Source organism: Gottfriedia luciferensis (assembly GCF_001712755.1).
GTDB lineage: Bacteria > Bacillota > Bacilli > Bacillales > Bacillaceae_G > Gottfriedia > Gottfriedia luciferensis_B.
In genome coordinates, this window is the sequence record NZ_MDKC01000001.1 from 248,788 (window position 1) to 273,400 (window position 24,613).

Sequence of the window (24,613 nt, forward strand, 5' to 3'; positions counted from 1 at the left end):
ATATAAAAGTATATAGTAGACTTTAAATTCTAAATGGTAAGGTGAGAGTGAAATGGAAGATAAAATTGATTTTTCAGAAAAAATACATATAGGTGAATTAATTGCTGTTTCGAATGTTTACGGATTAACTCCATATACGCTTCTTTTAGAGCTGGAAAAAGGTAATATTGAAGTTTTCCTTTCGATCGATGAATTTAACGCAAAATATAGTGATACAACAGAATTGGACTGGTGTCAATTAAATAATGGTAAAGTTTTCTCTAAAAAAGATTGAAGAGTAAAACTAAATAAAGAAAAAAGATATTTTCTATTTTTACTTTAACTATTTTTACTTCCATGGATTCATGTTCATCAATCCAACAATCGATTTTAAGTGGTTATAAGAGGTAAAAGAGAAGTAATTTGCGTAACATAATTGGTTTGATTGCCTCATAGACTTATCAATTTTTCGTAATTGTCTTTAACTTCTTTTATTCAATACGATTTCACCGAACATGGCCAATTGATGATTATTTAAATTATCTCGATCTATATTTGGTAAAACAACTGAAATAAGAAAATTAACCTCGCTGCTTAAACGAGTGATCTCTTCTAACAAATGAATTTGTATTCCCTTCATTTCGTTGATTACCTCTAGATACAAATCTTCCTTATTACAATTCAATTCATTATTTTTACTGCTCATATCTAACACCTCCAAAGAAAATTATTCGTTGCAAATGCTTCAATTTCCTTTATGTATATTGCTTTTTTAATTCCAATAAAGTTAATTTTTACATTCTATTAGATTAATAGAATTTTTTTAAGCTTATTGCAATGCAATAAAAAAACTCAGCCAATAATCTAAAATTATGGCATGAGTAGGATAACTTATCTCATTTTGCACTAATTCATTCCCCAATATTTTCTTCAAACCACTCTTGAAGCTCTCTTAATGATGTAAAGGAGTAAATTTCTTCTCCGTTTTGACCATTATCTATACCGGTGTTTCCCCTAAGAGTAATTTGGCCTTCTTCTCCAGAAATTAAAATCGCATAAGGATGGTTTATATTTATATACCTTGCATCTAAATCATTATCAATCCAATTCTTACTATTCAAAAATGCTTCGAAATGCTCCATTTACATTCCTCCTATAGTGATATTGTTCCAATTTTTTACAAAAAATAGACCTTAAAAGGATAGTGGAAGAAATTGGATTAATAGCTCAATGAGTAATCTTGCTAGATGCTCCTTTTTTTAATAGAGATTTCAAAATTTAAAAAATAAACAATAATTGAATGTATAGGACAAACTTGGTTCCGGGAAGGCTTAAAAGTAAGGAGGCGGTTTATATTATTACTTTCGAAGTTTTATCACTAATGATTAGCTTTGGTATGTTTGTGATCGCCATTTTAGAGTTTAAAGATAAGGATAAGAATAAAAATTCTTGAACACGCTAAATAAGGCGTGTTTTTTTTGGATAAATTCTGTCCAACAATATTTGGGGATTTCACTTAAGTATAATAACTATTGTACAATTAGAATAAGTGAAAAAAATCTAGAAGGTGAAAAAAGATGTATGATATTACAATTATCGGTTCAGGTGTAAGTAGCATTTTTTTAGCATATACATTATTACAATCAAATCAAAAAGTATTAATACTTGAAAAAGGAAAGACTTTAGAAGATAGGAACTGTGCTATAGACAAAGGTGGCATATGCGATTGCGACGTTTGTGGTAAATTTTATGGCTTTGCAGGGCTTGGTAAATCTGAAGGGAAATTTAATTATTCATGTGATTTTGGGGGTGAATTAGCTCAAAAGGTAGGCAGAGAAAATCTTGAACAATTGATGAGAGAGGTTGACGATCTACTATGCCTTTTTGGGGGCAGTTCTGTAGAAAAATATTCGACTGTAAATGAAAATTTGGCTAAAAAAGCCGAGGATTGCAAGTTACATATGTTAACTACTGAAGTTAGACATCTCGGTTCGGGTCTATCAACAGAAATATTCGAACGATTATATAACGAATTATCTAGTAGGATTGATATTTGCTTTGAAGTTGATATTCTAGATATTAAAAAGGAGAATAATTTATTCTATTTAGATACTAACTTAGGAAAATTCGAATCTAAAAATGTAGTATTTGCAACTGGCAGATCCGGAACAGAATGGTTAAATGAACAGTGTGCTTCACTAGGAGTTAAACAAGGTAGAACTCGTTTAGATTTAGGAATTAGAGTCGAAATGAAAGAACAACAGCTTCGCTCAATTTTACAAGACACATTCGAAACGAAACTTGCTTTTGAATATGATGAATTGATTTCAACTACATATTGTATGAATCCAAAAGGTAGAATCGTTCGAAAGTTTCAAGAAGGATTAGTTATGCCTGACGGACAAAATTTTAAGGAAAAGGAATCAGGAACAACGAATTTAAATTTTACTTTATTCACACCTAAATATTTTCCAACACTGAAAGAAGCAAATTTTTACGCAAATAAAATTATAGGTAAAATAAATAATGGTATAGATCGTATCGTCGTACAACGATTAGGTGATTTACTTAAAGGTGAGTCTACAACTAATGTGAAAATGGAAAAAAACAGAATAAAGCCAACATTAGATGCCGATTGTGGTGACCTTAAAAATGAAGTTCCTAATTTATATTTAACAATTTTACAAGGATTTTTGAAACAATTGGAAGAATTTATTGGAGAGACAATTGATGAGGATACACTACTTTACGGAATGGATGGGAAGTTTTATTCACCGATTATAGAAACCAATTCAAACTTTCAAACGAGTTTAGAAGGATTATTTGTAATTGGAGATTGCTCTGGAGTAACCCACTCATTATCCCAAGCAGCGGCTAGTGGGATCTATTTAGGTAAGGTTTTGGCAAATGCAAATAAGGAATTTTAAAATTCACATTGCGGGTGATTAGATGAAGAATAGAATTCATTTATATTTAATTAGACATGGTGAAACTTATTTAAATCGTTATAAAAGAATGCAAGGATGGGCCGACAGTCCGTTAACAGAAGAAGGAAAACTAGTAGCGATTGAATGTGGCAATAGATTGTCAGATATCCAATTTGACCGTGTATTTACTAGCGATTCTGGTAGAACTGTTGAAACGGCTGAACTAATTTTACAACAAAACAGTTACGAAATTCCTGTTATTAGAAAAACAAAAGCCTTCCGAGAGTCCTTTTTTGGTAGTTTTGAAGGTGAATTTTCAGCAGTTGCCCTAGGTAAAGTTGCAAATGATCACGGTTATACTTCCTTTAGAGAATTATTAAGAAATCGGTCCCTAGAAGATATTACAAATTTTATAAAAGAATCTGATCCATACCATCATGCCGAGAGTTACTCCGAACTATGGGATCGAATTGAAAAGGGGCTAAATGAATTAATTATCGAAAATAATAAAAACGATGAGAATGTATTAATTGTCACTCATGGAAATACGATTCGTAATATAGTAAAAAAGTTTTCAGAGGAATTTAATATTGAATTAGAAATAAAAAACGCTAGTATCACAATCTTGGAGTACTCATCTGATACTTATAAAGTGATTTCTTTTAATCAATGATATCAAGAAATAAAACAATTTTAGAGCTTGTAAAAAGATAAAAGCAAAAGATAAACGAGATAACAAAAAGAGAAGGATTACAACCTTCTCTTTTTTCATGCAGTTGAAAAACACCCTGTCAATAAATTATCAAATTTTCGTAAAAGGAGTAGAGTGAGGTTGATTTCCACTACAGGATACTCGCTTTCCATGGGGCGAGACCTGAGCCTCCTCGGCAAGCCTGCGGGGTCTCAGCCTTCCCGCTAATCCCATAGGAGTCGAGCACCCCTCCGTTCCAATCAACTTTTTCATCAAAAAAAGTATACAATAAAAACGTAATCAAAAAGCCTTTTCTTAGTGTAACATTAACGGAAAATTAATCAGTTTATAATTGAGTTTGAACATCAACTTATAAACTAATCATTTAAAACGAGAAATATAAAATTTAATCTTAACATTTTTAATTTTCGAAAAAACAATTACAATATATAAATTGTTGAAAGACTTTAACAAATAAAATTGTTAATCGTTAATAAATATAAAAAAATGAATTTTAACTTAGATAATGTTCCACATACAGTTTTAAATTTTAACACACTGAAAAAGAGAAGGATTACAACCTTCTCTTTTTTGTGAAGTTCAACTTATCATTTGTTTTTTAACTTTTTATTACTATCTTTACTATTTATTACTGGTGCAGGCGCTTTAAAAAATTGTTTAATTGTTTGTCTGTTCTTAGAAAAGTCTAATTTTAGTACTGCTCCTGAATGTTCAACCGTTTCGTTTGTAAAACCAGCATTTACAGGAATACTTAAGCGATCAATTTTTTCAATAGGTTGAGAAAATGCAATAGAAGCAAGCGAAAGTATTTCATCTAGTTTTAAGTCAGTTGAAACATATTTTGTTGTTTCGTCTAATAAAAGAGGTACTCTAGCGATCCCACCAAAAGTATTTAACTTTTCTTTGACTGCACTTACGACTTTTAACAACACTTCTTGCTGGCGTTGAACTCTTCCAAAATCATTATCATGATCATGTCTAAAACGTACGTATTTTAAGAGTTGTTCACCGTGTAGTCTATTATTTCCAGGTTTCATTTTTAAGTTCATATCATTAATGATTGATTGACTTACATTAACTGTTATACCTTCTGGAACAAGTGTATCTACAATCCCAACAAAACCTTTAAAGTCGATTATAACTGTATGGTCAATTGGAATACCGAGATTATTATAAATTGTTTCTTTTAGTAATTTTTCTCCACCTAAATAATAGGCCTGATTTATTTTTCCGTAACCATACTTATATCCTTTAATTTTAACATATGAATCCCTTAAAATTGAGGCAACTTTTAAAGTTCGGTCATCAACATTATATTGAACTACTGCAATACTATCTGAACGTGAATTTTTTTCGCCCCGAGAATCAACTCCTATAACAAGGAAAAATAATGAGTTTTTTAAAAGTTTATTTTTAAAGCTCATTTTTTGCTCACTTAGTGGAGTTGATTGGCTTTGGCCACGATCTGATGGTTTAATTTGACAACTGGTCAGTAAGAAAACAAGAAAAGAAAGAAGGCATATTCGCAAGAACTTTGACATGAATCTATTACTCCTTCTATTTGTTATTTGATCTAATTATGTATTTTAGTTTATATTTCCCCTGTAATATTTTGAAAATACGTAACAAAAAAGAAAACAAAAATTACCCTATTTTTCCATAAATGGAAATAATAGTTGATTGTTATGAAATAATTCATAGTATACAATTATTATTGTTAAATAATTCACAAATAAAACCGAGAAATTTAGCAAAATGATTTGTTTTTTTATAACAACTTGTGAAATTATTCACAATTTGTATGGCGATTTTGAAATAATATTAATTATTTTATAAGGCAATATTAAAAATAATAATGTTTGTGAAGTAATTTAACAAAATAATTAGGTTGGATGATAGATTTTGTAGGTTAAATCTAAAAAGCCTAAAACAAGGGAGTAAACCAAATGTTAGTAGATAGTTTTAATCCATTTGATAATCTCGCAATTTCAGCACTAGTTGCGGCTGTACCGATTCTTTTATTTCTTTTATGCTTAACAGTGTTAAAAATGAAAGGTATTTATGCAGCATTATTAAACCTTGGAATTACGTTTATAATCGTACTAACTATCTTTAAACTACCTTTAGGGGAATCGATCGGAAGTGTTGCTCAAGGAACCATTCAAGGATTATGGCCGATTGGTTATATCATTGTAATGGCTGTGTGGTTATACAAAATAACAGTAGAATCTGGGAAGTTTGATATTTTACGTAGCAGTATAGTTGGTATTTCGAGTGATCAACGGATCCAGTTTTTATTGATTGGATTTTGTTTTAACGCATTTCTTGAAGGAGCAGCGGGTTTTGGCGTACCGATTGCTATTTGTGCGGTTTTATTAGTTTCAGTCGGTTTTAAACCATTACAAGCAGCTATGCTATGTTTAATTGCAAATGGTGCATCTGGTGCTTTTGGGGCAATTGGAATACCTGTAGGAATTATTGATACATTTGGATTACATGGTGTAACGTCAATGAAAGTTTCAATCATGACTGCCCTAACATTACCGATTATTAATTTTACGATTCCATTTCTGTTAATTTGGTTAATCGATGGAATTAAAGGAATTAAAGAAGTTTTACCTGCAATTTTAGTAACGTCTATTACTTATACAGTTTCTCAAGCAATTATGACAATCTTTTTAGGTCCAGAGTTAGCAGATATCATTCCTTCATTATTAACAATGGGTGTTTTAGCATTATTTCTTAAAAAATGGCAACCTAAAAATATATTCTTACTAAATGGAAAAGAGTTTAAAACTGAATCTTATTCAATGGCTGATGTGATTAAAGCATGGTCACCATTTTATTTACTAACAATCTTTGTATTAATTTGGAGCTTAAAATCATTTAAAGGTTTATTCGCTGATGGAGGAGCACTAGATGCTACCGTAATAAAATTCGTTGTTCCAGGTTCTACGATAAATGTCAGCATTGATTTAATAGGAGCAACAGGTACAGCAATATTATTAGCAGGATTAGTTACAATTTTCTCTTCTAAATCAATAAATGTAAAGAAGGGTTTAGCACTTCTTAAAAAAACAATCTCAGAATTTTGGATACCAATCATAATGATTTGTGCCATTATTAGTATCGCAAAATTGATGACATATGGAGGATTAACAAGTGCTTTAAGTCAAGCAGTCGCACACACTGGAGATGCATTTCCATTCTTATCTCCAATATTAGGATGGATTGGGGTATTTATGACTGGTTCGGTCGTAAACAACAATACTTTATTCGCTCCAATTCAAGTTTCAGCAGGTAATATTTTAGGTACAAATCCTTCGTTATTGGTATCAGCAAATACTGCAGGTGGGGTAATAGCAAAACTAGTTTCACCTCAGTCGATCGCAATCGCAACAGCTGCAGTAGGTGAAACAGGTAATGAATCAACATTAACAAAGATGACTTTAAAATATAGTTTTGGATTACTAGCATTTGTTTGTATTTGGACATATATCTTATCATTTATATATTAAGTATTAGAGTCTTGAGAGAAGTTTTCTCAAGACTTTTTTATTTCTTAAAGTTGATTTTTCGCAAATTGATTACTCATTCATATATCAATCAGTTTAGATTTATAAGATCATGTTTATATCCAAAAATCTATTTAATTTTGCACGAAATATAGTCAAATGCCTATGTAACAAGGATTGTGAACCTGACATATACTTTATTGTGATTTCTAAAAGTTAAGTGAAGGAGGCAATCTACTATGAAGGGATATTCACCTTACTACGGCGGCTGCGGCGGTGGCTTTGGATGCGGCGGAGGATTTGCGTTAATCGTTGTGTTATTTATTTTATTAATTATCATCGGTGCGTCTTTTGTAACTTGCTAAAAACTATTGAGCGTCAGCCACAGAAACCGACTAACATTTAGTTAGTCGGTTTATTTCATTTTTACACGGTATTCATACTGTTTTTTGAGTTTTACTTTTTTCACCAACTTTTTATTTAGTGCATATAAAGAAGTAGGTATATAACTAGAAATTTTTACTTAATTTAGTAAATTTAAATTGTCCTATTAAACAAGGAGGACCATAAATGAAAAATCAACTTTATAAACCTCAAAGACATTGGAAAGATATTCCTCTATGGAAAGATGTTACGGATGAACAATGGAACGATTGGCTATGGCAATTAACGAATACAGTCAGAACATTGGATGATTTGAAACAAGTAATCGATTTAACTCCGGATGAAGAAGAAGGGGTTAGAATATCAACTAAAACCATTCCATTAAATATTACTCCTTACTATGCTTCTTTAATGAATCCAACTGACCCACGTTGTCCCATTAGAATGCAGTCTGTACCAATTAGTAAAGAATTAAATAAAACAAAATATGATTCGGAAGATCCACTAGGAGAGGATGATGATAGTCCAGTTCCTGGATTAACTCATCGATATCCAGATCGAGTGCTTTTTTTAGTGACAAATCAATGCTCAATGTATTGTCGCTACTGTACAAGACGTCGATTTTCAGGTCAAATTGGAATGGGAGTACCGAAAAAACAATTAGATGAAGCAATCGCCTATATACGTGAAAATGAAGAAGTAAGAGATGTACTTATTTCAGGTGGAGACGGATTATTAATTAATGACAATATTTTGGAATATATTTTAAAAAATTTAAGAGCAATCGATCATGTCGAAATTATTAGAATTGGTACTAGAGCACCAGTAGTATTCCCACAAAGAATTACTGAAAACCTATGTGAAATATTAAAAAAATACCATCCTGTCTGGTTAAACACTCATTTCAATACGAGCATTGAAGTAACCGAAGAAGCAAAAAAAGCATGTGAAATGCTTGCAAATGCTGGCGTTCCAGTTGGGAACCAATCAGTTATTTTAACAGGGATTAATGACAGCGTACCGATTATGAAAAAGTTAATGCATGACTTAGTAAAAATAAGAGTCCGACCATATTATATTTATCAGTGTGATTTATCAGAAGGAATTGGTCATTTTAGAGCACCAGTTGCTAAAGGCTTGGAGATTATTGAGGGATTACGTGGGCATACATCTGGTTATGCAGTACCTACATTTGTAGTAGATGCACCAGGCGGAGGAGGTAAAATCTCACTTCAACCAAACTATATCGTCTCTCAAAGCAGTAAAAAAACCGTACTAAGGAATTTTGAGGGTGTCATCACATCTTATCCAGAGCCTGAAAACTATAAAGAGGATACGGCTGAAGAGTATTTTTCACTAGTTTACCCTGATTATTTAAAGAAGGCAGCTAAGGTTGGTATTGCTAGTATCATGAATGATCAGGTGCAAAGTCTTATTCCTTCAGATTTAGAAAGAATGAAAAAGAGAGAACAATATCAAACAGATCCAACACATAGTTCATTAAAAAATAAACGAGAAAAAAGGGATGAACTAAAAGAGAAAAAGTTTCAATCACAAATTCAAAAAATGGATGGAAGTGTAAAGAAAGATGAATAATACTTTAAAATGTGATTGGTGCGGTGAGGAGAATATAAAGGAAACAAAAGCAGTTGTACATTGGGAATTACCGGATGGTTCCCGAGCAATCACTATTACAGGAGTACCATCATTTCATTGTGATCAGTGTAAATTTACCTATCAAAAAGAAGAGATGGTCAAATCAATAGAGGATCAGTTATTTCTTATTTCAACAAATTTACTTCCGGTTTCAGTTACATTTGATGAATTAATGAAGCAACCGAGATTATTAAAAAGAAATTATTTTGACTTCTCGTCATAGAACGAGTATTTTTAAAATATAAAATAAATCTGTTATAGTATTAAGCATATTCAAAAAGTAGTAATATTTTAAGAAAAACAGACAAAATAAATAATTAAACTGAGGGAGAATCATGAGAAAGTCATTTTACCATTATATGATGAAGCATAGAAACTATAAAATTCCTAATGAAATTGGAATATTGGCAGATCATCTTTTTAATGATCACTCATTTCCAAAACATTCTTCAAGCTATGACGAAATTAGCTCGTATTTAGAGTTTGATGGAACTTTCCATCAATCGATGAGCGTTTTTGATGAAGCATGGAACTTATATTTAGAAGATCAATAAGATGTGGCTTAGTTTAACTAAGTTGCATCTTTTTTTTATTGAACACTTTTACAAGATATCCCATTAATTTATTGATTCTACCATTTTTGAAACTAGCTATTATATTCTTACCTACAAAATAGGCTAATCCCTTTTTTTATTTACTATGAAAATGACAGACAATTATCTATCGGTTGCATAGTATACAGTAAAAACGAATTAGTCACGACGTATGGAGAAGGAGGTAAGAAGTATGACAAAGAAAAAACAACCAAAATATAACGTAGATGATATTGTCGTGATTACGTTATATGGTACTGTCGGTAAGATAACAAATATAAACTTTCTATTTTTATTGGGAATTCATCACTTACGTAAAATGCTTAATGCTAAGGTGATTACATGTTAGCAGCTATCTATCTCAGACTGTCAAGAAATGAAGAGCAAAAAGATGTAGATGAAGTTTTACTTAATCATAAAAACGCTTTGATTAAGCTTGCTAATCAACATAATTTAAACTATATCATTTATCAGGAAATTTCGAGTGGTGTAAATACGGATCGTGAGCAATTAAATTTATTGCTTAAGAAAATACATGAATTTGATTATTTGATCATTATGGATATAGATCGTCTTTCACGTGATAATGCACATGCTGAACAAATCAAGCAAGTATTAATCTTAAATGATATTAAAATATTAACCCCACAAGGTAAAATAGATTTATCCCAGGAAACGAATGAAATGTTATTTTCATTTCAGGCAGTATTGGCTAATTTTGAATATAAGCAGATAAAAAAGCGGTTATCAAGAGGGCGATTAGCAGCAGCGGAGCAAGGAAAATGGGTAATGAGTAATAAAACCCCACTTGGATATCGAAAAAATTCGGAAAAAAAATTAGAAATCATTGAAGAGGAAGCAAAGATCATTCGACTAATATTCGATAAATCATTTGAACGGGTTTCAGTCAATGAAATAGCACGGCAATTAAATAGGTTAAATTGGAGGAGTAGACAAGGTAAAATCCTTACTACATCACATATTAGCCAATTACGTACGAATCCTGTATATTATGGAGCCATACAGGCTAGAAGACGTATTCATAATAAAATTATAGATGAAGTTTTTATTGAAGATGCACATGAGGCAATCATAACAAAAGAGCAATTCTTTGCCGTCCAAACAATATTAGAAAATAATAAAAATGTTTATTTTCAAAACCGAAAAGAGGTACGTAGGTTACAAAATTTAATATACTGCAATTGCTGTGGGCGGAAGCGATATATTCAAAAAGATAATTCAAAAATTGATTTTATAAAATCATGTTCAAATAAAATATCAAACAATCAGTGTAAAGATCGCGGCTATAAATATCAATTGGTTGAAGAATTTGTTTTAAAAAGTATAAAAGAAAAAAAAATAGAGCTAGAGAACGCGTTAAAAATACTATATTCTCAGAAAACAATCGAACTAGAACAAAGATTAACAACTGAACTCGTCTCATTAATCAAACAAAAGGATAAAATTGAAAAAAGACAAAATAACGTTAGAGAAATGAGAATGGATGGAGAAATTACTAAAAAGGAATATGAAGAACTAAAAAATGAACTAATTGGTCAAATGAATCAAATGAATGAGCAAATTGAACTCTATCAGATCCAAATAGAGAATGTAAGAAATGAAAAAGATGAGAGTCAAAAAATAGAGAAAATCATTGAAACGCTAGACAATTTAGAAGTAATCGATCCTGAAATATGTAATCAATTTTTAAAGACTTTTATTAATAAAATATATTTTAGTAGCAATATGGATTCAAGTCATGATACGACTCGAAGTAAGGAAATTGCCACTATTAAAATAGAATGGTTCTAATGCAGCGATGATCATTCCATGAAACGAGAAAACTCACATTGCACACCTATTTTCTGTTTTGAGAATTTTAAAGTTAAAAAAAAGTTCAGTTTCATCTCCGAAAGATAGAACTGAACTTTTTTGTATGCAATTTTAAACATTTATCTGTTATTGATCAATCGAACTAATTCATTAAAATATTTTTCAGCTTCCTTAGTACTTCTTGCACATTTTAGCCTTTTCATTAAAATATTGTAATGAAAATCTACTTCTTCATTAGTATTGTCATTTTCATTATTTAGATCTATTGCATCAACAACACCAGTATCTGTTTGATGCACATTTCCCGTGTTATTCGAAGGGGCACTTGTCTTTTTGTTCTCATTTTTCTCTTTCTCCATTTCTTCAAGCGTTGAACTAAAATCAATGATTTTGTTATTAACGTTTTTATCAACCAATCTTTCTAAATAAGCACCGCCACTAACTCCACAAATAAAAGCATAAATGATAATCGATACAGGAGTTTGATCATTTGTCGTTAGTACAGCAATAAGGTATGATATACACCCTGCCATTGCTCCAAGAATTATTTCACGCTTAGAACCAAGTGAATATCTTTCTCTACCATCAGAATCTTTAAACCGATAACTTCTAATGTAGCCCTCATTAGCTAATAGTATATTGGCATAACCACCGATTGCACCAATTAATATTGATAGAAAGGTCAGAAATAAATCATTAGATGATAATGTATCTAGCCAATTCTCGTACATTTTCGTACCCTCCCGTTTTTGTTAAACTATATGGAGGCTTTTTTTAGAATAGTACACTTAGATTGTAATACGTTGATAAGCTAACTCTCTCATCAAGCTGGGAATAGGTTGCTAATGTTTGTTAGAAATTAATTTTAAATCTTAACGGGTTCATGTTTATTTAAAAAAGAGCTGATCGTGTGATTAAATTTTTCTGCGGCTTCCATTTTGGTTACATGGCCGGTATTTTTGAAAATAACTAATTTTGAATTCGGGATACTTTTATGCATTACTAATTGGAGCCATACTGGCGTAATCGGATCATACTGACCACCAATAATAAGCGTTGGTACCTTTATATTTGGTAACAATTCTCTATTATCAACCTTAAAACATGCTCTCATTGACCTGTCAAATCCTTCTGGGTTTGGGCGATAATATTGTTTAAATTGTTGTAATGACTCTTTTTCCCATGAAAAAAGGCATGTTCTTGCTGTCATTTCTATTATCTGCTGGGGTGTGAAAATTTTTGAACGAAGCTCCTTATAATGAATAAACCATAAACCTAGTAGTCTTGGAGCAAAATGAAATGTACTAACTAGGATTAAAGAGCGACATCGTTTAGGTGCTTGACGGTACATCTCTTGTGCAACAGTCCCACCCATAGATAGGCCTAAAATATGCGCACTTTCAATTCCTAACTCATCCATTAAATCAAGTACATCTTTTGCGAAATTCTTAATTGAGATGCCTTCAGTTAAATCATTTTCTCCATGGCCACGCAAATCAGGAATAATTAAATCGAACTCATTCGCTAGTTCATATTGTTTAAACCAACTTTCTTTTACTTCTCCAAGACCATGAATTAATACGAGAGGTTCTCCAGTACCTAACCGATCATAATACAGTTTGATACTTTCGGTTTTTATAACGTACAACTTTATCACTCCTTTGTATTTTTTTACTAAAATATTTAACGAATAAACGCTATGTTTGAAGTTTTTTGAAAATTTATAATAAATTATATTTACTGTATTGACGCTATATTCATATATGTGTAAAATACACCTATTAGATTTTTTATAGAGGTGTTACCAATGAACAATGAGAAAGATAAAAATATTACTCCTTCGAAAAATTTTATTATGCCTTTTATTCTTCTACTTCTTAGTCGGATGACACTTCATGGCTATGATTTAATTCAAAAGCTCCAAGCATTCGGTTTTCAAACACTTGACCAAGGAAATTTATATCGATTATTAAGACAACTAGAAAAAGAAAATCTTGTACAATCGGAATGGGATACGAAAGGAAGCGGACCTGCTAAGCGCTGTTATTCAATTACAGAAGCTGGGAAGGCATACTTAACAAGTAATGCAAGACAACTTGAACTTTATCAATCAATGCTTGATCAATTTTTCAAAATGTATACTAGTTTTCTTGAGCTCTACATTCCTCCATTTCAAAGAGAGGATAAAATAGAGAAAAATTCGAATCCAAAAGAGGAGGAAGAAGTTTGACGACACAGAAAGCTTCAAAACCAAAGGCAGAAGGTCAAAAAATTAAAGACGAGAAAGTAGAAAAATATTTTATGGATCCTTTTTTTAATACGCTCTGGGATCAATACGAAAGTAGTTTGACATACATAAGAGACAGTAGAGTACAAAGGTTAGATTCGTTTATAAAAGTGTTAAAAGAAACAAGGAAATTTAATGAGGAATATCGTAATGCAGTTAATGGTTTATTTGATGAAATAAAGTACTTTAATAATCATATAAAAGAAAATACATCAAGAATTAAATTTGCAAAAACTGATGAATCAGTTCAATCAAGTGTTAATCTATTTGAAGAAACGGTAAATAAATTTGGTGAGTTTTTATCTACTCCGTTCAAAGCTTCAGTTGAGTTAATTGAAAGGGTAGAAGAGCAATATGAACAAACTGGAAAATACTACATAGAGAGTTTAAAGGAAAGAGATCTAGTATGGTCATCATTAAATGAACATTACTTGCAATCTTTAAGAGCAGTACATACAAACTTTAACCATCGTATTGAGGATAGCTTTAATATGTTTACATCTGTTAATAAATAAGTAAAACTGAAATTAGCTAATCATAAAAAGGCTGAAAATCAAGTTTTTTGCCTTTTGTTTTCACGCTGAAACAACTCATTTAATTTAGGAGGGTTGTTTTTTTTATGCCTTATCTATTTTTCTTATATCCGACTACAATACCTACTTTAGTGAACTATAGACTAGACCTTTGAATAGTCTATAGAGGGGTGTTTCTTCATGGGTCAGTTTAAATATGAAGAAATTGGAACGTTAAATGCAAAACTTGCTGCAGAAGCATTACTAAAATTAACTTTAAAAATAAAAAACGAGGATATAAAAATAAAAACACCTAATAAGCCACTCACTTAAACTTGAGTGGTCTTTTTTTGTCTCAATAGCCAATAAAAATAGAAAGTTAATAAATATTAAACTGATGGACGGCGTTTTTGTTTATGAAGTCAATAATCATGACGGACTTTATGTTGAGAATACTCTTCAGCTTCTCAACGAATATGATGGGAAAAAACTTGAAAAAGAATGGATAGAAGTAAATTATTCATTTTCTTTCGGAGATCTAGTTCAAGTCAATGGCTATGAAAAAGAAATATTTCGAATTGTGGGGTACCGTACAGAGGTTTGGCGATATAAAAATGACGCATGGGAAGATACAATTTACGAATTAGCGCGTATTACTGATGGAGAATGGTTAGAAGCCGATGAAACAGATTTAACCTTAATTGCATCAGCACAAACTGCAAATGCAATTCTAAAAAAACTAAGAAATGATAAAAATGGCATTACAAAATTAGACTTAGAAAAACTTCGCTCAATGAATGATTTTAATAAAAACAGAAATAAAACAACAAAACAAGAAATAATTGATGGATTATTAGATATATATAATGATTACGCAGTTTTATATTCAATCTTCCAAGACGAAGAATATAAAATTGTGATGGATCTAGTGCTTAAAAATTTAAATAAATTCTCAGAGAAGAAAACAAATTGAGAGAGAGGATATTCTACAATAATTGTAGAATTATATGAATCATAAAAGGTATGCCTATCCCTATTAAAATAAAAAATGCAATTGTCGTCAGTTTTTCAACAGCTTCTTCAAACAGTTCATCATTAACCATAATTTCTTTTAAATTAGCTAGCTTGTCCATTTTTATCATTGGAATCTCGCTCCTTTAACATGTTTTAATTGAATATATGCTTGTCAATGTTGTATTATGCTAAAGGTTACATATTAATATTTTTTTGTGCTTGGTAAGGTTTTTTTCATATTTTCTCATTTTTCACATATTAACTAGTAAGGGGTGATGCTAGTGAAAGAAATTGAGGTAGTTATTGATACGGAAGAAATAGCAGAATTTTTCTATCAACAGCTCATTCAGCGGGGTTATGTTCCTGAGGAAGAAGAAATTGAGGAACTAGCGGATATTACTTTTGAATACTTACTGGAAAAATGTATGATTGATGAAATTGATGAAGAAGAAGAATAGTCATGAAAGTGGCGACGGGAGCTCTCGTCGTTTTTCTTTTGTGTATCCAAAGTACAAGCAATTAAGATGCAATAACTGGATTTTATTTTGGAGGAATTTATGAAAAAAAATAATTGGATACTAATTTTTACTTCTATTTTTCTATTTGTTATTTTAGGACTAATCTATGATTCAAAAATGATTCGGAGTTTGGACAATTCAGCGTTTAAATTCTTTGAATTTATTCGAACAGACGCACTAGATTCATTTTGTTATTTTTTAAGAGATTTTGGTTCTTCAAAAATGTATTTAACATTTGCAGTTATTGTTTTAGTTTATTCAATTATACGTAAGCGCATTTGGACTGGTTTATCGTTAATTATTACATTATTGACAGCTAGAGTGGTTGTTTCATTTTTAAAAGACCTATATGAAAGACCACGACCAAGTTCAATGTACTATGTGGAAAGTGGATTTAGTTTCCCAAGTGGTCATGCAGTTATGGCAACATCCTTCTTTTTAACATTAGGATTTATTTTAATTGTCATTCAACCTGAAATGATGAAACACAAAAAAATGATTCAATTTATTGTCCTTTTAATGATATTTTTAATATCAATGAGCAGAATTTACCTACATGTGCATCATTTCTCTGATATTATTGCTGGCTGGTTAGTAGGATATGCATGGTATAGTATTTGTAAAAATGTATTTATTAATTTACATGAAAGAAAACAGCTTTAATTGAATATGAAAAAATTACACCTATAATTGAAATGATATAGGTGTTTCTTTTTGTTTCTGATTTGTGACTTAAGAAAATTGAACAACATCTTCAATGAAATTATAAATCAAGTCCAAATTGCCAATAAATGGCCAGGAAAAAAGAACAGCATAAAAGGGTAATAATGCATACGAAAAACCACAAGGTTCAATCACCTTGTGGTTTAATTTATTTTATTTAGATATTAGGGATAATCCCAGTCTGATTAACTTACTTGATGTTATTCAAAAGTTGATAAAAATTCTTCAACTGATTCTGGCGTTTTTGCATTTGCGCTATGTAAATGTCCAATTTTTTCGCCTTCTTTAAATACAAGCAAACTTGGAATTCCCATTACTTGTTGTTCACTAGCGATTTCTGGAAATTCGTCGCGATCCATTGTGTACCAAGTAAATGATGGGTGCTCTTCAATTACGTCTCCGATAAAAGCATCTAAACGTGTACAATCAGGACACCAAGTTGCATAAAACTTCACCACGATTGGCTTTTCACTTCTAATTATTTCCTCGTATTTTTTTACATCTTCTATTTTTTCCATAATTGCCTCCTAAAGCTATGATAGGTTTATTTTGAATCATATTAATTAGTATTTCAATTATTTTAACTTAATAATTCATTTTTAAAATTAATGTGATTAAAAAGCATACAAACGTTCGTATGTTGATGTAAAATATAAGATAGAAAAGTTGTTCTATAAATTTAGTAACAATGAAAGTAAATAAAATGATGAGGTGTATTTAATGAAGTTTATTCATACAGCAGATTGGCACCTTGGTAAAATTGTACATGGTGTACATATGACTGAAGACCAACGATTTATATTAGATGAATTCATTTCAATAATTAAAGAAGAAAAGCCAGATGCTGTTGTTATAGCAGGCGATTTATATGATAAAAGTATATCTCCAACTGAGGCGATTGAACTATTAAATGAAGTATTCCATAAAATTGTCATTGAATGTAATACCCCCATTCTTGCGATTTCTGGAAATCATGATAGCGCTGAACGAATTGAATTTGGTAGCCGTTTTATGGAAAAAGAAGGCTTATATTTAGTAGGGAAATTTCAAACCCCATTTAAGAGAGTTATTTTAAATGATGATGAAGGTGAAGTTCATTTTTATTTAATTCCGTATGCAGAACCAAGTATTGTACGTTATATTTTACAAAACGAAGATATTCATTCACATGATGACGCGATGAAAGCAATCATAAATAAAATAAGAGATGAAGAATTAGACTCATCAGTACGAAATGTATTTGTTGGACATGCATTCGTAACAAATAATGGGGAGCCTTCAGATGAAGAGACAGAGGGTGAACGGACACTCTCTATTGGAGGAGCTGAATACGTTTCACATCATAATTTTAAACATTTTAATTATACGGCCCTAGGACATTTACATCGGGCACATTTTGTAGGAAATCAATCAATTCGATATTCAGGGTCACCTTTAAAGTACTCACTTTCTGAAGAAAACCATAAAAAAGGCTGCTTAATTGTTGATTTAAAAGCTAACGGTGAGCTATCAGTCGTTAAGAAAGATTTTCATCCAAAACGAGATTTAAGATCGATCGAAGGAACGATTGAGGAAATTAGACAGCATTCTGTAAATCATGATTATGTATTTGTAAAATTAACTGATGAGCATATGGTTGTACATCCGATGGAGCAAATTAGAACAGTTTATCCAAATGCAATGCATGTTAGTCGAAAGCGAACGACATTACAAACAGATAAAACAAATCAACTGAGTTTAGTGGAAAAACAATCAAAAAATCAACTTGAGTTGTTCCAATCTTTTTATAAAGAAATGAAAAATGAAGATTTGAAAATTGAAGATGAACAATTTATAAAAGAGATTATTCAAGAAATCTTTGTAAGGGAGGAATAGATTTGAAGCCATTAAAAGTAGTACTTCATGCATTTGGACCTTACAAGGATAAGGTGCATGTTGACTTTAGTCGACTAAACGAAAAAGGACTATTTGCAATAACTGGTCCAACCGGTGCAGGTAAAACAACAATATTTGATGGAATTTGTTTTGCTCTTTTTGGAGAAGCGAGCGGTGAAAATAGGAATGACCAAACATTGCTTCGAAGTCATTTTGCTGATGATGATCTATATACTAGTGTTGAATTGACATTTGAATTAAAAGGAAATCATTATAATATTTTTAGACAAAAAGGCCATCAAAAGAAACAAAATAAAGGAATTACTGGCGATAAAATCGAGTTTTATAAAATTGAGGATGAGGAAAAAGTACCTTATTGTCAGGAATTTAATAAAACTTCAATCGTTAATAAGAAAGTAGAAGAATTATTAGGGATTAATGCAGATCAATTCAAACAAATCGTATTACTTCCTCAAGGTGAATTTAGAAAATTATTAGTTTCAGATACTAAAGAAAAGGAAGAAATTTTACGAAAAATTTTCAGAACTGAACTATTTGAAAAAGTAACTGAAACTCTCAATTTAGCTCGAAAAAACATCGAAAGTAAATTTACTAATTTAAAGCAGAAAATCGTTATTAAATTAGAAGTAATTGAAAAATTGCTAAGTGAAAAAGGAATTGAAATTGCCGACGATTCTCAAATTAATCTTCATATTGTTAATGAGATTTTGACTGAACATATCGTAAGTATAATTGAGGATTTAAAAAGACTTGAAGAAAATGAGAAAATACAAAAATCACAATTAGAAGTTAGTCAGCAAAAGCTTTTTTCAGCTGAAGCTCATAATAAAAATATTGATCGATTACATGAAGTAATTGAATTATTAACAATGTTAAAAGGTCAAGAGTTAGAAATAGAAGATAAAAAAGTAAAAATAAAATTGGCTACAAATGCTGAAAAAGTATTGCCTATAAAAACTGAACTTGAGAAATTAAAAAATTCACTGCAAGTAACGAACGATAAAATATTAATCGAAATAGAAAGTTTAAAAGAAACACTCATTAAAATTGAAAAAATATCTGCAGAAGTCGCTACATTACCTGAAGAGCAAAAAAAATTAGGTAGCTTAGAAAACCAATTGAGTAATTTATTTGCGTTAAAAGAAGATGTAGAACAATTTCAAAATCATAAAGTAGCGTTTCATACTAAGTCTAAACAGATTCTATTAATCGAAAATGAAGAAAAAACATTACAAGATGGTTTAAAGAGAGAGAACGAAGAATTAAATCAATTAAAACAGCAACTAAATGATTTAGATGGTGTTCATGATCAATGGGCGAAACTCTCCTTATTAAACAAGGAAATCTCATTAAAAGGTGGGTTTGCTAAACGAATCTTTTTTGCCAAAAAAGAATTAGAGCAAAAACGAAATGAATATCAAACAAAAAATTTAGATCATTTTAAGCTAAAAGAAGAATTGGACAGAATCGAAAATGAAATGCATCAGCAAAAAGCCGCTTTTTTAGCGAAAGATTTAAAAGATCAACAGCAATGTCCAGTTTGTGGAAGCACTCATCACCCATCACTTGCTAAATTTAATGGGACTGTTAATGAAGAAGAAGCAGAAAAATTGAAAATGCAAGTAAATCAATTCCAGACTGAACTAGCAACAATTCAGGGGGAAATTAAAAGTAAAGAAAACTCATTAAAAATTGATGAACAATCATTTTTTGAAGAGCATGGTCAATTTGATTTTACAAATGAAGGTCTTAAAGCTCTTGCTAATGAGTTTAATGAAAATGAATCAAACTTAAAAAATCTGACTGAGAAAAAAGCTGTTTTCGAAAAGATTAATCATGTAATAAAAACAAAAGAACAATTAGTTAAGGATTTAACCGTAAAAGTTACTGAGAAGACTGAGGCAATGAATAAGTTTACGATTGAATTAAATGAATTAAAAATTCTGATCGTACAAATTGAATCAAAATTACCTGAATCTTTAAGAACTCTTGAGAAATGGCAATTGGAAAAAAATGAAATTGAAAAAAATATAGCAATATTAAAAGCTAAAATTTCAAAGATTGAAGAAGAATATAGGAACCTAACTGAACAGAAGACGGTAAAAGAGACTACGCGCACTCATCTTGAGAAAGAAGTTTTAAATTTAAATGAAGAAATTCGAACAACAACAATTCTTTATCATGAAAAAATAGCTGAGTACGAGTTTAATGGAGAATCTGAGTTTATAAGTGCAATTGATTATATACAAATGATAGAGCAATATCGAAATGATTTATCTATGTTCGAAGAGAATCGTCAAAGATTAAGTACTGAAAAAGAGCTGCTTGAAAAACAAGTCCAATCGATGGAAAAAATTGATGTAAGTGAACTTAAAATGAAGGTACAAGAAATTACTCAGCATTTAGACGCTATCGTAAATGAGATGATTCGTATTCAAGAATTAAATAAGCGTTTAAGTCAATTGAAAATTGACCTGCAAATCTATCAAGAGGATTTTGTAAAAACTGAACAAAAATTAGCAGGTTTAACTGATTTATATAAAGTTACAAAAGGCGATAATGATAAAATGATATCGTTTGAGCGATATGTCTTATTGGATTACTTTGAACAAATTATTGAATCGGCAAATATCCGACTTGATCATTTATCAAATGGCCAATTTCAATTGCAACGAAAAGATGCAGTTGAAAAAGGAAGGAAACAAAGTGGCTTAGGATTGGAAGTATATGATTCCTATACAGGTCTGGCTAGGGATGTAAAAACTTTATCTGGTGGAGAGCAGTTTAATGCATCACTTTGTTTAGCATTAGGTATGGCAGATATTATTCAAGCACATAAGGGTGGCGTATCAATTGATACGTTGTTCATAGATGAGGGATTTGGATCGCTAGATGATGAATTATTATCAAAAGCAATTGATACACTTATTCAACTTCAAAAATCTGGCCGTTTAATAGGGGTTATTTCTCATGTGCAAGATGTAAAGGATGCAATGCCTGCAGTAATTGAAGTTCATAAAACGAACAAAGGATATTCAGAGTTATCAATTTTAATTAAATAAAGAGATAAGAGAGCCGGAAACTAAGCGAATGTTTCCGGTTTTTTATTTTTACTAAAAAGATTTCGACTAGAATTTTTTGAATGAAATATATTTATCTATAAATACATTAATAATATAAAACCTTATTTTAATAATCCTTTCAATTAATCTGTTTAATGGAGGGAATTGGCAAAAAATGACATAGTATTGCATATTTAAACAAGAATAGATATAATAATTAAAAATCTAAATATATAAAATATTCAATATATTTATTCTACTCAGATATTTACTTACATAAATCAAAAATAATTGGGGGTATTAAAATGAAAAAGGTTAAAAAACTATCGTTTGCATTTGCTGTGACGACAGCTCTAATTTTATCGGGTTGTGGTAAAGATGCGAAAACAAGCGGAACAGCAGACAAACCATTACGAGTTGTTACTGATGCTGCTTATGCACCATTTGAGTATCTTGATAATGGTAAAATAGTAGGATTTGATGTTGATTTTACAAATGCAGTTGCGAAAGAAGCTGGGGTAAAGATTAAAATTGTGAATACTGGATGGGACCCATTATTTGCTGAAATTGGTGGCAAAACTGCTGATATTGGTATGTCTTCTATTTCGATCAATGCAGATCGTGAGAAAACATATGATTTTACTACACCTTATTTTCTGTCGATTAATAAAATTCTAGTTCCAGAAGGTAGTAGTATTAAATCAGCCGCAGATTTGAAGGGGAAAGTTGTAGCAGTGCAAAATGGTACAACAGGTCAAGAAGCTGTTGAAAAAATGTTTGGTAAAAACAATAAAAATCTAAAAAAATTCGAAAATAACAATTTAGCAATTTTAGAGCTTCTTAGTGGAGGAGCTGATGCAGTAGTTGCGGATAATGGAGTTCTCGAAGCGTATGCAAAAAATAATCCAGATAAAAAGTTAGTTGTTATTGATGATAAAAATAGCTTTGAACCTGAATACTATGGCCTATTACTTCAAGATGGAAGTAAATTAAAAGGAAAACTTGATAAAGCAATTAAAGAAGTAGTAAACAATGGTACTTATGAAAAAATTTATAAAGAGCATTTTGGATCAGAGCCAGATCTTGAAACATTAAAAGCAGAAGAAAATAAATAGGAAATTAAAAATTGCGTAACAGGTATTTGTGTTACGCAATTTTATCTAAATGGGGGAAAAGAAATGGGATTTGATTTTGGCATTATAAAAGAATACATACCGTTTTTCCTTAAAGGAACTGGATTAACAATTGGCTTATCTTTTGCAGGAATATTCTTAGGTACGATCATCGGATTATTTATTGGATTAGGTAAAATGCAATCAAATAAATGGTTAGCACTACCTTTTGTTTGGTATATAAATTTCTTTAGAGGAACACCGTTATTTGTACAAATCTTATTAATACACTTTGGGGTAGTACCGTATTTTATAGGAGAGACAAACGCAATAGCGGCCGCAATCATTGCACTATCATTAAATGCAGCAGCATATATTGCTGAAATCTTTCGTGCTGGGATTCAATCAATTGATAAAGGGCAAATGGAGGCTTCTCGTTCATTAGGAATGACGCATGTACAAGCTATGAAACATGTTATTTTACCTCAAGCTATAAAACGTATGATCCCTCCACTTGGAAATGAATTTATTGTCTTAATTAAGGAATCTTCAATTGCAGCTATTATTGCTGCACCTGAACTTATGTATTGGAGTAGAGCAATGCAGGGGCAATATTATAAAGTATGGGAGCCGTACATATCTGCAGCAGTAATCTATTTAGTCCTAACATTAACGTTAAGCTTTGTTTTAAATCGCATTGAAAGAAGGTTGACTACAGGATGATTAAAGTAGAAAAATTAAAAAAATCATTTGGTTCGCTAGAAGTATTAAAAGATATCAATATTACAATTCAACCACGTGAAGTATGCGTTGTAATCGGTCCTTCTGGTTCTGGTAAATCAACCTTCCTTCGTTGTTTAAATATGTTAGAAACAATAACAGCGGGTAAAGTTTTTATCGAAGACGTCGATCTGACAGATAAAAAAACAAATATAAATAAAATTCGTACAGAAGTAGGCATGGTATTCCAACATTTTAATCTATTTCCACATTTAACAGTTTTAGAAAATATTACTCTAGCGCCTAAAAAAGTAAGAAACCGAGCGAATGATTCTGCTAAAACGAAAGCACTTGAACTATTAAAAAAAGTTGGGCTTTCAGATAAAGCAAATGTATATCCTGACTCACTATCTGGAGGACAAAAACAACGTGTTGCAATCGCAAGAGCACTTGCAATGGAACCAAAAATTATGTTATTCGACGAACCTACATCCGCTCTAGATCCCGAAATGGTCGGAGAAGTTTTAGAGGTTATGAAGCAACTTGCTAAAGAAGGAATGACAATGGTCATTGTTACACACGAAATGGGCTTTGCTCGTGAAGTTGGTGATCGCGTAATTTTTATGGATCAAGGCTTCATAGTAGAAGAAAACAGTCCAGTACAAATATTTGATTTCCCAAAACATGAGCGCACGAAAAGTTTCTTAAGTAAAGTTTTATAAGATAGATATTAAACAGATGAGGTTTTCCTGACTTTTTAAGGGAACCTCTTTTTTTTATGTAAAAGTAGATTTGGTATTCAGTCATTCTTCGGAAATCGCAAATAAGGAGTACAACTGTGCTAGTAAAAGATGAAAAGTTGCAAAATAAGAACTAAATGCAATTAAATTTTGAGAATCGCAAATAAAAATGGCAGAACAACAATTAAAAATGTCAAAACAGCAATTAAAATCAGCAAAACAGCAATTAAATCCTTAAGAATCGCAAATAAGATTGAAATTTACCCATACCAGTTAGGGTATTATGCGCTTGTTACTGAACAAAAGTAGATTATTTTATATAGAAATCTAGCAAATATACCCTAATTCCGCCTAATATGTTGATAAAAAACTGTTCATTATGAATTGAAAGGTCCAATAGATCGTCTAAAATGAAAAGTTTTGTAGAGAT

At 30.9% G+C, this 24,613-nt stretch carries 29 protein-coding genes; 22 read left to right on the forward strand and 7 right to left on the reverse strand.

Going from position 1 to position 24,613, the window contains the following annotated elements; genetic code table 11:
- Positions 1–52: 52 nt before the first annotated feature.
- Positions 53–274, forward strand: coding sequence for a hypothetical protein (locus tag BED47_RS01320; protein ID WP_069032019.1), 222 nt, complete (start codon positions 53–55; stop codon positions 272–274).
- Positions 275–460: 186 nt separating this feature from the next.
- Here BED47_RS01320 and BED47_RS01325 read toward each other — a convergent pair whose 3' ends face one another.
- Positions 461–685, reverse strand: coding sequence for a hypothetical protein (locus BED47_RS01325; RefSeq protein WP_069032020.1), 225 nt, complete (start codon positions 683–685; stop codon positions 461–463).
- 205 nt (positions 686–890) lie between these two features.
- Entirely contained in the window at positions 891–1,121 is a 231-nt protein-coding gene (locus BED47_RS01330; protein WP_069032021.1) for a hypothetical protein, read from the reverse strand.
- A 158-nt stretch (positions 1,122–1,279) separates the two neighbouring features.
- On the opposite strand from BED47_RS01330, the gene BED47_RS24480 reads away from it, so the two are divergent.
- From BED47_RS24480 to BED47_RS01340, 3 genes are all read left to right on the forward strand, one after another.
- Positions 1,280–1,432 (forward strand): putative holin-like toxin, encoded by a 153-nt coding sequence (locus tag BED47_RS24480; RefSeq protein ID WP_353615535.1) that lies wholly within the window; start codon positions 1,280–1,282, stop codon positions 1,430–1,432.
- Between the two features lie 124 nt (positions 1,433–1,556).
- On the forward strand, positions 1,557–2,906 hold the full coding sequence (locus BED47_RS01335; protein ID WP_069032022.1) for an NAD(P)/FAD-dependent oxidoreductase: 1,350 nt from the start codon (positions 1,557–1,559) through the stop codon (positions 2,904–2,906).
- Between the two features lie 22 nt (positions 2,907–2,928).
- On the forward strand, positions 2,929–3,579 hold the full coding sequence (locus BED47_RS01340) for a histidine phosphatase family protein (RefSeq protein ID WP_069032023.1): 651 nt from the start codon (positions 2,929–2,931) through the stop codon (positions 3,577–3,579).
- Between the two features lie 626 nt (positions 3,580–4,205).
- Here the strand turns inward: BED47_RS01340 and BED47_RS01345 are convergent.
- Positions 4,206–5,159 (reverse strand): LCP family protein, encoded by a 954-nt coding sequence (locus tag BED47_RS01345; protein ID WP_069032024.1) that lies wholly within the window; start codon positions 5,157–5,159, stop codon positions 4,206–4,208.
- Between the two features lie 405 nt (positions 5,160–5,564).
- Between BED47_RS01345 and BED47_RS01350 the strand changes: the two genes are divergently transcribed.
- From BED47_RS01350 to BED47_RS01375, 7 genes are all read left to right on the forward strand, one after another.
- The gene (locus BED47_RS01350; protein WP_069032025.1) at positions 5,565–7,136 is read left to right on the forward strand and encodes an L-lactate permease; all 1,572 of its coding nucleotides are present in this window, start codon (positions 5,565–5,567) and stop codon (positions 7,134–7,136) included.
- A 236-nt stretch (positions 7,137–7,372) separates the two neighbouring features.
- A complete protein-coding gene (locus tag BED47_RS01355; protein ID WP_069032026.1) occupies positions 7,373–7,498 on the forward strand; it encodes a YjcZ family sporulation protein in 126 nt (41 codons plus the stop codon).
- Between the two features lie 205 nt (positions 7,499–7,703).
- A complete protein-coding gene (gene ablA / locus BED47_RS01360; protein ID WP_069032027.1) occupies positions 7,704–9,113 on the forward strand; it encodes a lysine 2,3-aminomutase in 1,410 nt (469 codons plus the stop codon).
- Positions 9,106–9,396 carry a YokU family protein gene (locus BED47_RS01365; RefSeq protein WP_069032028.1) on the forward strand — a complete coding sequence of 97 codons (291 nt, stop codon included), beginning with the start codon at positions 9,106–9,108 and terminating at the stop codon, positions 9,394–9,396. The genes ablA and BED47_RS01365 overlap by 8 nt, the downstream gene beginning before the upstream one ends.
- Positions 9,397–9,508: 112 nt before the next feature.
- The gene (locus BED47_RS01370) at positions 9,509–9,727 is read left to right on the forward strand and encodes a YozE family protein (protein WP_025671848.1); all 219 of its coding nucleotides are present in this window, start codon (positions 9,509–9,511) and stop codon (positions 9,725–9,727) included.
- Positions 9,728–9,959: 232 nt separating this feature from the next.
- The gene (locus BED47_RS23535) at positions 9,960–10,115 is read left to right on the forward strand and encodes a hypothetical protein (RefSeq protein ID WP_175403428.1); all 156 of its coding nucleotides are present in this window, start codon (positions 9,960–9,962) and stop codon (positions 10,113–10,115) included.
- Positions 10,109–11,578, forward strand: a complete 1,470-nt coding sequence (locus BED47_RS01375; RefSeq protein ID WP_069032029.1) for a recombinase family protein — start codon at positions 10,109–10,111, stop codon at positions 11,576–11,578. The genes BED47_RS23535 and BED47_RS01375 overlap by 7 nt, the downstream gene beginning before the upstream one ends.
- Positions 11,579–11,718: 140 nt before the next feature.
- On the opposite strand, the gene BED47_RS01380 is transcribed toward BED47_RS01375, so the two are convergent.
- Positions 11,719–12,330, reverse strand: a complete 612-nt coding sequence (locus BED47_RS01380; RefSeq protein WP_069032030.1) for a hypothetical protein — start codon at positions 12,328–12,330, stop codon at positions 11,719–11,721.
- A gap of 134 nt (positions 12,331–12,464) precedes the next feature.
- The gene (locus BED47_RS01385) at positions 12,465–13,247 is read right to left on the reverse strand and encodes an alpha/beta fold hydrolase (protein ID WP_069032031.1); all 783 of its coding nucleotides are present in this window, start codon (positions 13,245–13,247) and stop codon (positions 12,465–12,467) included.
- 159 nt (positions 13,248–13,406) lie between these two features.
- Between BED47_RS01385 and phaQ the strand changes: the two genes are divergently transcribed.
- The 4 genes from phaQ to BED47_RS01400 all read left to right on the forward strand — a co-directional run bounded on the left by phaQ (position 13,407) and on the right by BED47_RS01400 (position 15,371).
- The gene (gene phaQ / locus BED47_RS01390) at positions 13,407–13,829 is read left to right on the forward strand and encodes a poly-beta-hydroxybutyrate-responsive repressor (RefSeq protein WP_069032032.1); all 423 of its coding nucleotides are present in this window, start codon (positions 13,407–13,409) and stop codon (positions 13,827–13,829) included.
- The gene (locus tag BED47_RS01395; protein ID WP_069032033.1) at positions 13,826–14,401 is read left to right on the forward strand and encodes a hypothetical protein; all 576 of its coding nucleotides are present in this window, start codon (positions 13,826–13,828) and stop codon (positions 14,399–14,401) included. Before phaQ ends, BED47_RS01395 begins: the two co-directional genes overlap by 4 nt.
- Before the next feature lie 198 nt (positions 14,402–14,599).
- Positions 14,600–14,731 carry a hypothetical protein gene (locus BED47_RS24280; protein ID WP_286162620.1) on the forward strand — a complete coding sequence of 44 codons (132 nt, stop codon included), beginning with the start codon at positions 14,600–14,602 and terminating at the stop codon, positions 14,729–14,731.
- 64 nt (positions 14,732–14,795) lie between these two features.
- Positions 14,796–15,371 (forward strand): hypothetical protein, encoded by a 576-nt coding sequence (locus tag BED47_RS01400; RefSeq protein ID WP_069032034.1) that lies wholly within the window; start codon positions 14,796–14,798, stop codon positions 15,369–15,371.
- Positions 15,372–15,384: 13 nt separating this feature from the next.
- On the opposite strand, the gene BED47_RS23540 is transcribed toward BED47_RS01400, so the two are convergent.
- The gene (locus BED47_RS23540; protein WP_175403429.1) at positions 15,385–15,540 is read right to left on the reverse strand and encodes a hypothetical protein; all 156 of its coding nucleotides are present in this window, start codon (positions 15,538–15,540) and stop codon (positions 15,385–15,387) included.
- A gap of 153 nt (positions 15,541–15,693) precedes the next feature.
- Here BED47_RS23540 and BED47_RS01405 point away from each other — a divergent pair, with 153 nt between their 5' ends.
- Both BED47_RS01405 and BED47_RS01410 read left to right on the forward strand, forming a co-directional pair.
- Entirely contained in the window at positions 15,694–15,870 is a 177-nt protein-coding gene (locus BED47_RS01405) for a YozD family protein (RefSeq protein WP_069032035.1), read from the forward strand.
- 99 nt (positions 15,871–15,969) lie between these two features.
- The gene (locus BED47_RS01410; protein ID WP_069032036.1) at positions 15,970–16,593 is read left to right on the forward strand and encodes a phosphatase PAP2 family protein; all 624 of its coding nucleotides are present in this window, start codon (positions 15,970–15,972) and stop codon (positions 16,591–16,593) included.
- A gap of 260 nt (positions 16,594–16,853) precedes the next feature.
- Here the strand turns inward: BED47_RS01410 and BED47_RS01415 are convergent, their stop codons facing one another.
- Positions 16,854–17,171 (reverse strand): thioredoxin family protein, encoded by a 318-nt coding sequence (locus BED47_RS01415; RefSeq protein ID WP_069032037.1) that lies wholly within the window; start codon positions 17,169–17,171, stop codon positions 16,854–16,856.
- 202 nt (positions 17,172–17,373) lie between these two features.
- On the opposite strand from BED47_RS01415, the gene BED47_RS01420 reads away from it, so the two are divergent.
- From BED47_RS01420 to BED47_RS01440, 5 genes are all read left to right on the forward strand, one after another.
- A complete protein-coding gene (locus BED47_RS01420) occupies positions 17,374–18,528 on the forward strand; it encodes an exonuclease SbcCD subunit D (protein WP_069032038.1) in 1,155 nt (384 codons plus the stop codon).
- 2 nt (positions 18,529–18,530) lie between these two features.
- Positions 18,531–21,611 (forward strand): AAA family ATPase, encoded by a 3,081-nt coding sequence (locus BED47_RS01425; RefSeq protein ID WP_069032039.1) that lies wholly within the window; start codon positions 18,531–18,533, stop codon positions 21,609–21,611.
- A gap of 305 nt (positions 21,612–21,916) precedes the next feature.
- Complete coding sequence (locus BED47_RS01430; protein WP_069032040.1) at positions 21,917–22,726, forward strand: basic amino acid ABC transporter substrate-binding protein; 810 nt, start codon at positions 21,917–21,919, stop codon at positions 22,724–22,726.
- A 63-nt stretch (positions 22,727–22,789) separates the two neighbouring features.
- Positions 22,790–23,446 (forward strand): amino acid ABC transporter permease, encoded by a 657-nt coding sequence (locus tag BED47_RS01435; protein WP_069032041.1) that lies wholly within the window; start codon positions 22,790–22,792, stop codon positions 23,444–23,446.
- On the forward strand, positions 23,443–24,165 hold the full coding sequence (locus BED47_RS01440) for an amino acid ABC transporter ATP-binding protein (RefSeq protein ID WP_069032042.1): 723 nt from the start codon (positions 23,443–23,445) through the stop codon (positions 24,163–24,165). Before BED47_RS01435 ends, BED47_RS01440 begins: the two co-directional genes overlap by 4 nt.
- The last annotated feature ends 448 nt before the right edge of the window (positions 24,166–24,613 follow it).

What these genes read in the sequence shown, in the direction of transcription:
- BED47_RS24280 (WP_286162620.1), top strand. Translation starts at nt 14,600, where the DNA reads ATGGGTCAGTTTAAATATGAAGAAATTGGAACGTTAAATGCAAAACTT.
- BED47_RS01340 (WP_069032023.1), top strand. Translation starts at nt 2,929, where the DNA reads ATGAAGAATAGAATTCATTTATATTTAATTAGACATGGTGAAACTTAT.
- BED47_RS01410 (WP_069032036.1), top strand. Translation starts at nt 15,970, where the DNA reads ATGAAAAAAAATAATTGGATACTAATTTTTACTTCTATTTTTCTATTT.
- BED47_RS01420 (WP_069032038.1), top strand. Translation starts at nt 17,374, where the DNA reads ATGAAGTTTATTCATACAGCAGATTGGCACCTTGGTAAAATTGTACAT.
- BED47_RS01370 (WP_025671848.1), top strand. Translation starts at nt 9,509, where the DNA reads ATGAGAAAGTCATTTTACCATTATATGATGAAGCATAGAAACTATAAA.
- BED47_RS01320 (WP_069032019.1), top strand. Translation starts at nt 53, where the DNA reads ATGGAAGATAAAATTGATTTTTCAGAAAAAATACATATAGGTGAATTA.
- BED47_RS01415 (WP_069032037.1), bottom strand. Translation starts at nt 17,171, where the DNA reads ATGGAAAAAATAGAAGATGTAAAAAAATACGAGGAAATAATTAGAAGT.
- BED47_RS01335 (WP_069032022.1), top strand. Translation starts at nt 1,557, where the DNA reads ATGTATGATATTACAATTATCGGTTCAGGTGTAAGTAGCATTTTTTTA.
- BED47_RS01355 (WP_069032026.1), top strand. Translation starts at nt 7,373, where the DNA reads ATGAAGGGATATTCACCTTACTACGGCGGCTGCGGCGGTGGCTTTGGA.
- BED47_RS01345 (WP_069032024.1), bottom strand. Translation starts at nt 5,159, where the DNA reads ATGTCAAAGTTCTTGCGAATATGCCTTCTTTCTTTTCTTGTTTTCTTA.
- BED47_RS01440 (WP_069032042.1), top strand. Translation starts at nt 23,443, where the DNA reads ATGATTAAAGTAGAAAAATTAAAAAAATCATTTGGTTCGCTAGAAGTA.
- BED47_RS23540 (WP_175403429.1), bottom strand. Translation starts at nt 15,540, where the DNA reads ATGATAAAAATGGACAAGCTAGCTAATTTAAAAGAAATTATGGTTAAT.
- BED47_RS01365 (WP_069032028.1), top strand. Translation starts at nt 9,106, where the DNA reads ATGAATAATACTTTAAAATGTGATTGGTGCGGTGAGGAGAATATAAAG.
- BED47_RS01435 (WP_069032041.1), top strand. Translation starts at nt 22,790, where the DNA reads ATGGGATTTGATTTTGGCATTATAAAAGAATACATACCGTTTTTCCTT.
- BED47_RS01375 (WP_069032029.1), top strand. Translation starts at nt 10,109, where the DNA reads ATGTTAGCAGCTATCTATCTCAGACTGTCAAGAAATGAAGAGCAAAAA.
- BED47_RS24480 (WP_353615535.1), top strand. Translation starts at nt 1,280, where the DNA reads ATGTATAGGACAAACTTGGTTCCGGGAAGGCTTAAAAGTAAGGAGGCG.
- BED47_RS01380 (WP_069032030.1), bottom strand. Translation starts at nt 12,330, where the DNA reads ATGTACGAGAATTGGCTAGATACATTATCATCTAATGATTTATTTCTG.
- BED47_RS23535 (WP_175403428.1), top strand. Translation starts at nt 9,960, where the DNA reads ATGACAAAGAAAAAACAACCAAAATATAACGTAGATGATATTGTCGTG.
- BED47_RS01430 (WP_069032040.1), top strand. Translation starts at nt 21,917, where the DNA reads ATGAAAAAGGTTAAAAAACTATCGTTTGCATTTGCTGTGACGACAGCT.
- BED47_RS01330 (WP_069032021.1), bottom strand. Translation starts at nt 1,121, where the DNA reads ATGGAGCATTTCGAAGCATTTTTGAATAGTAAGAATTGGATTGATAAT.
- BED47_RS01400 (WP_069032034.1), top strand. Translation starts at nt 14,796, where the DNA reads ATGGACGGCGTTTTTGTTTATGAAGTCAATAATCATGACGGACTTTAT.
- BED47_RS01325 (WP_069032020.1), bottom strand. Translation starts at nt 685, where the DNA reads ATGAGCAGTAAAAATAATGAATTGAATTGTAATAAGGAAGATTTGTAT.
- phaQ (WP_069032032.1), top strand. Translation starts at nt 13,407, where the DNA reads ATGAACAATGAGAAAGATAAAAATATTACTCCTTCGAAAAATTTTATT.
- ablA (WP_069032027.1), top strand. Translation starts at nt 7,704, where the DNA reads ATGAAAAATCAACTTTATAAACCTCAAAGACATTGGAAAGATATTCCT.
- BED47_RS01350 (WP_069032025.1), top strand. Translation starts at nt 5,565, where the DNA reads ATGTTAGTAGATAGTTTTAATCCATTTGATAATCTCGCAATTTCAGCA.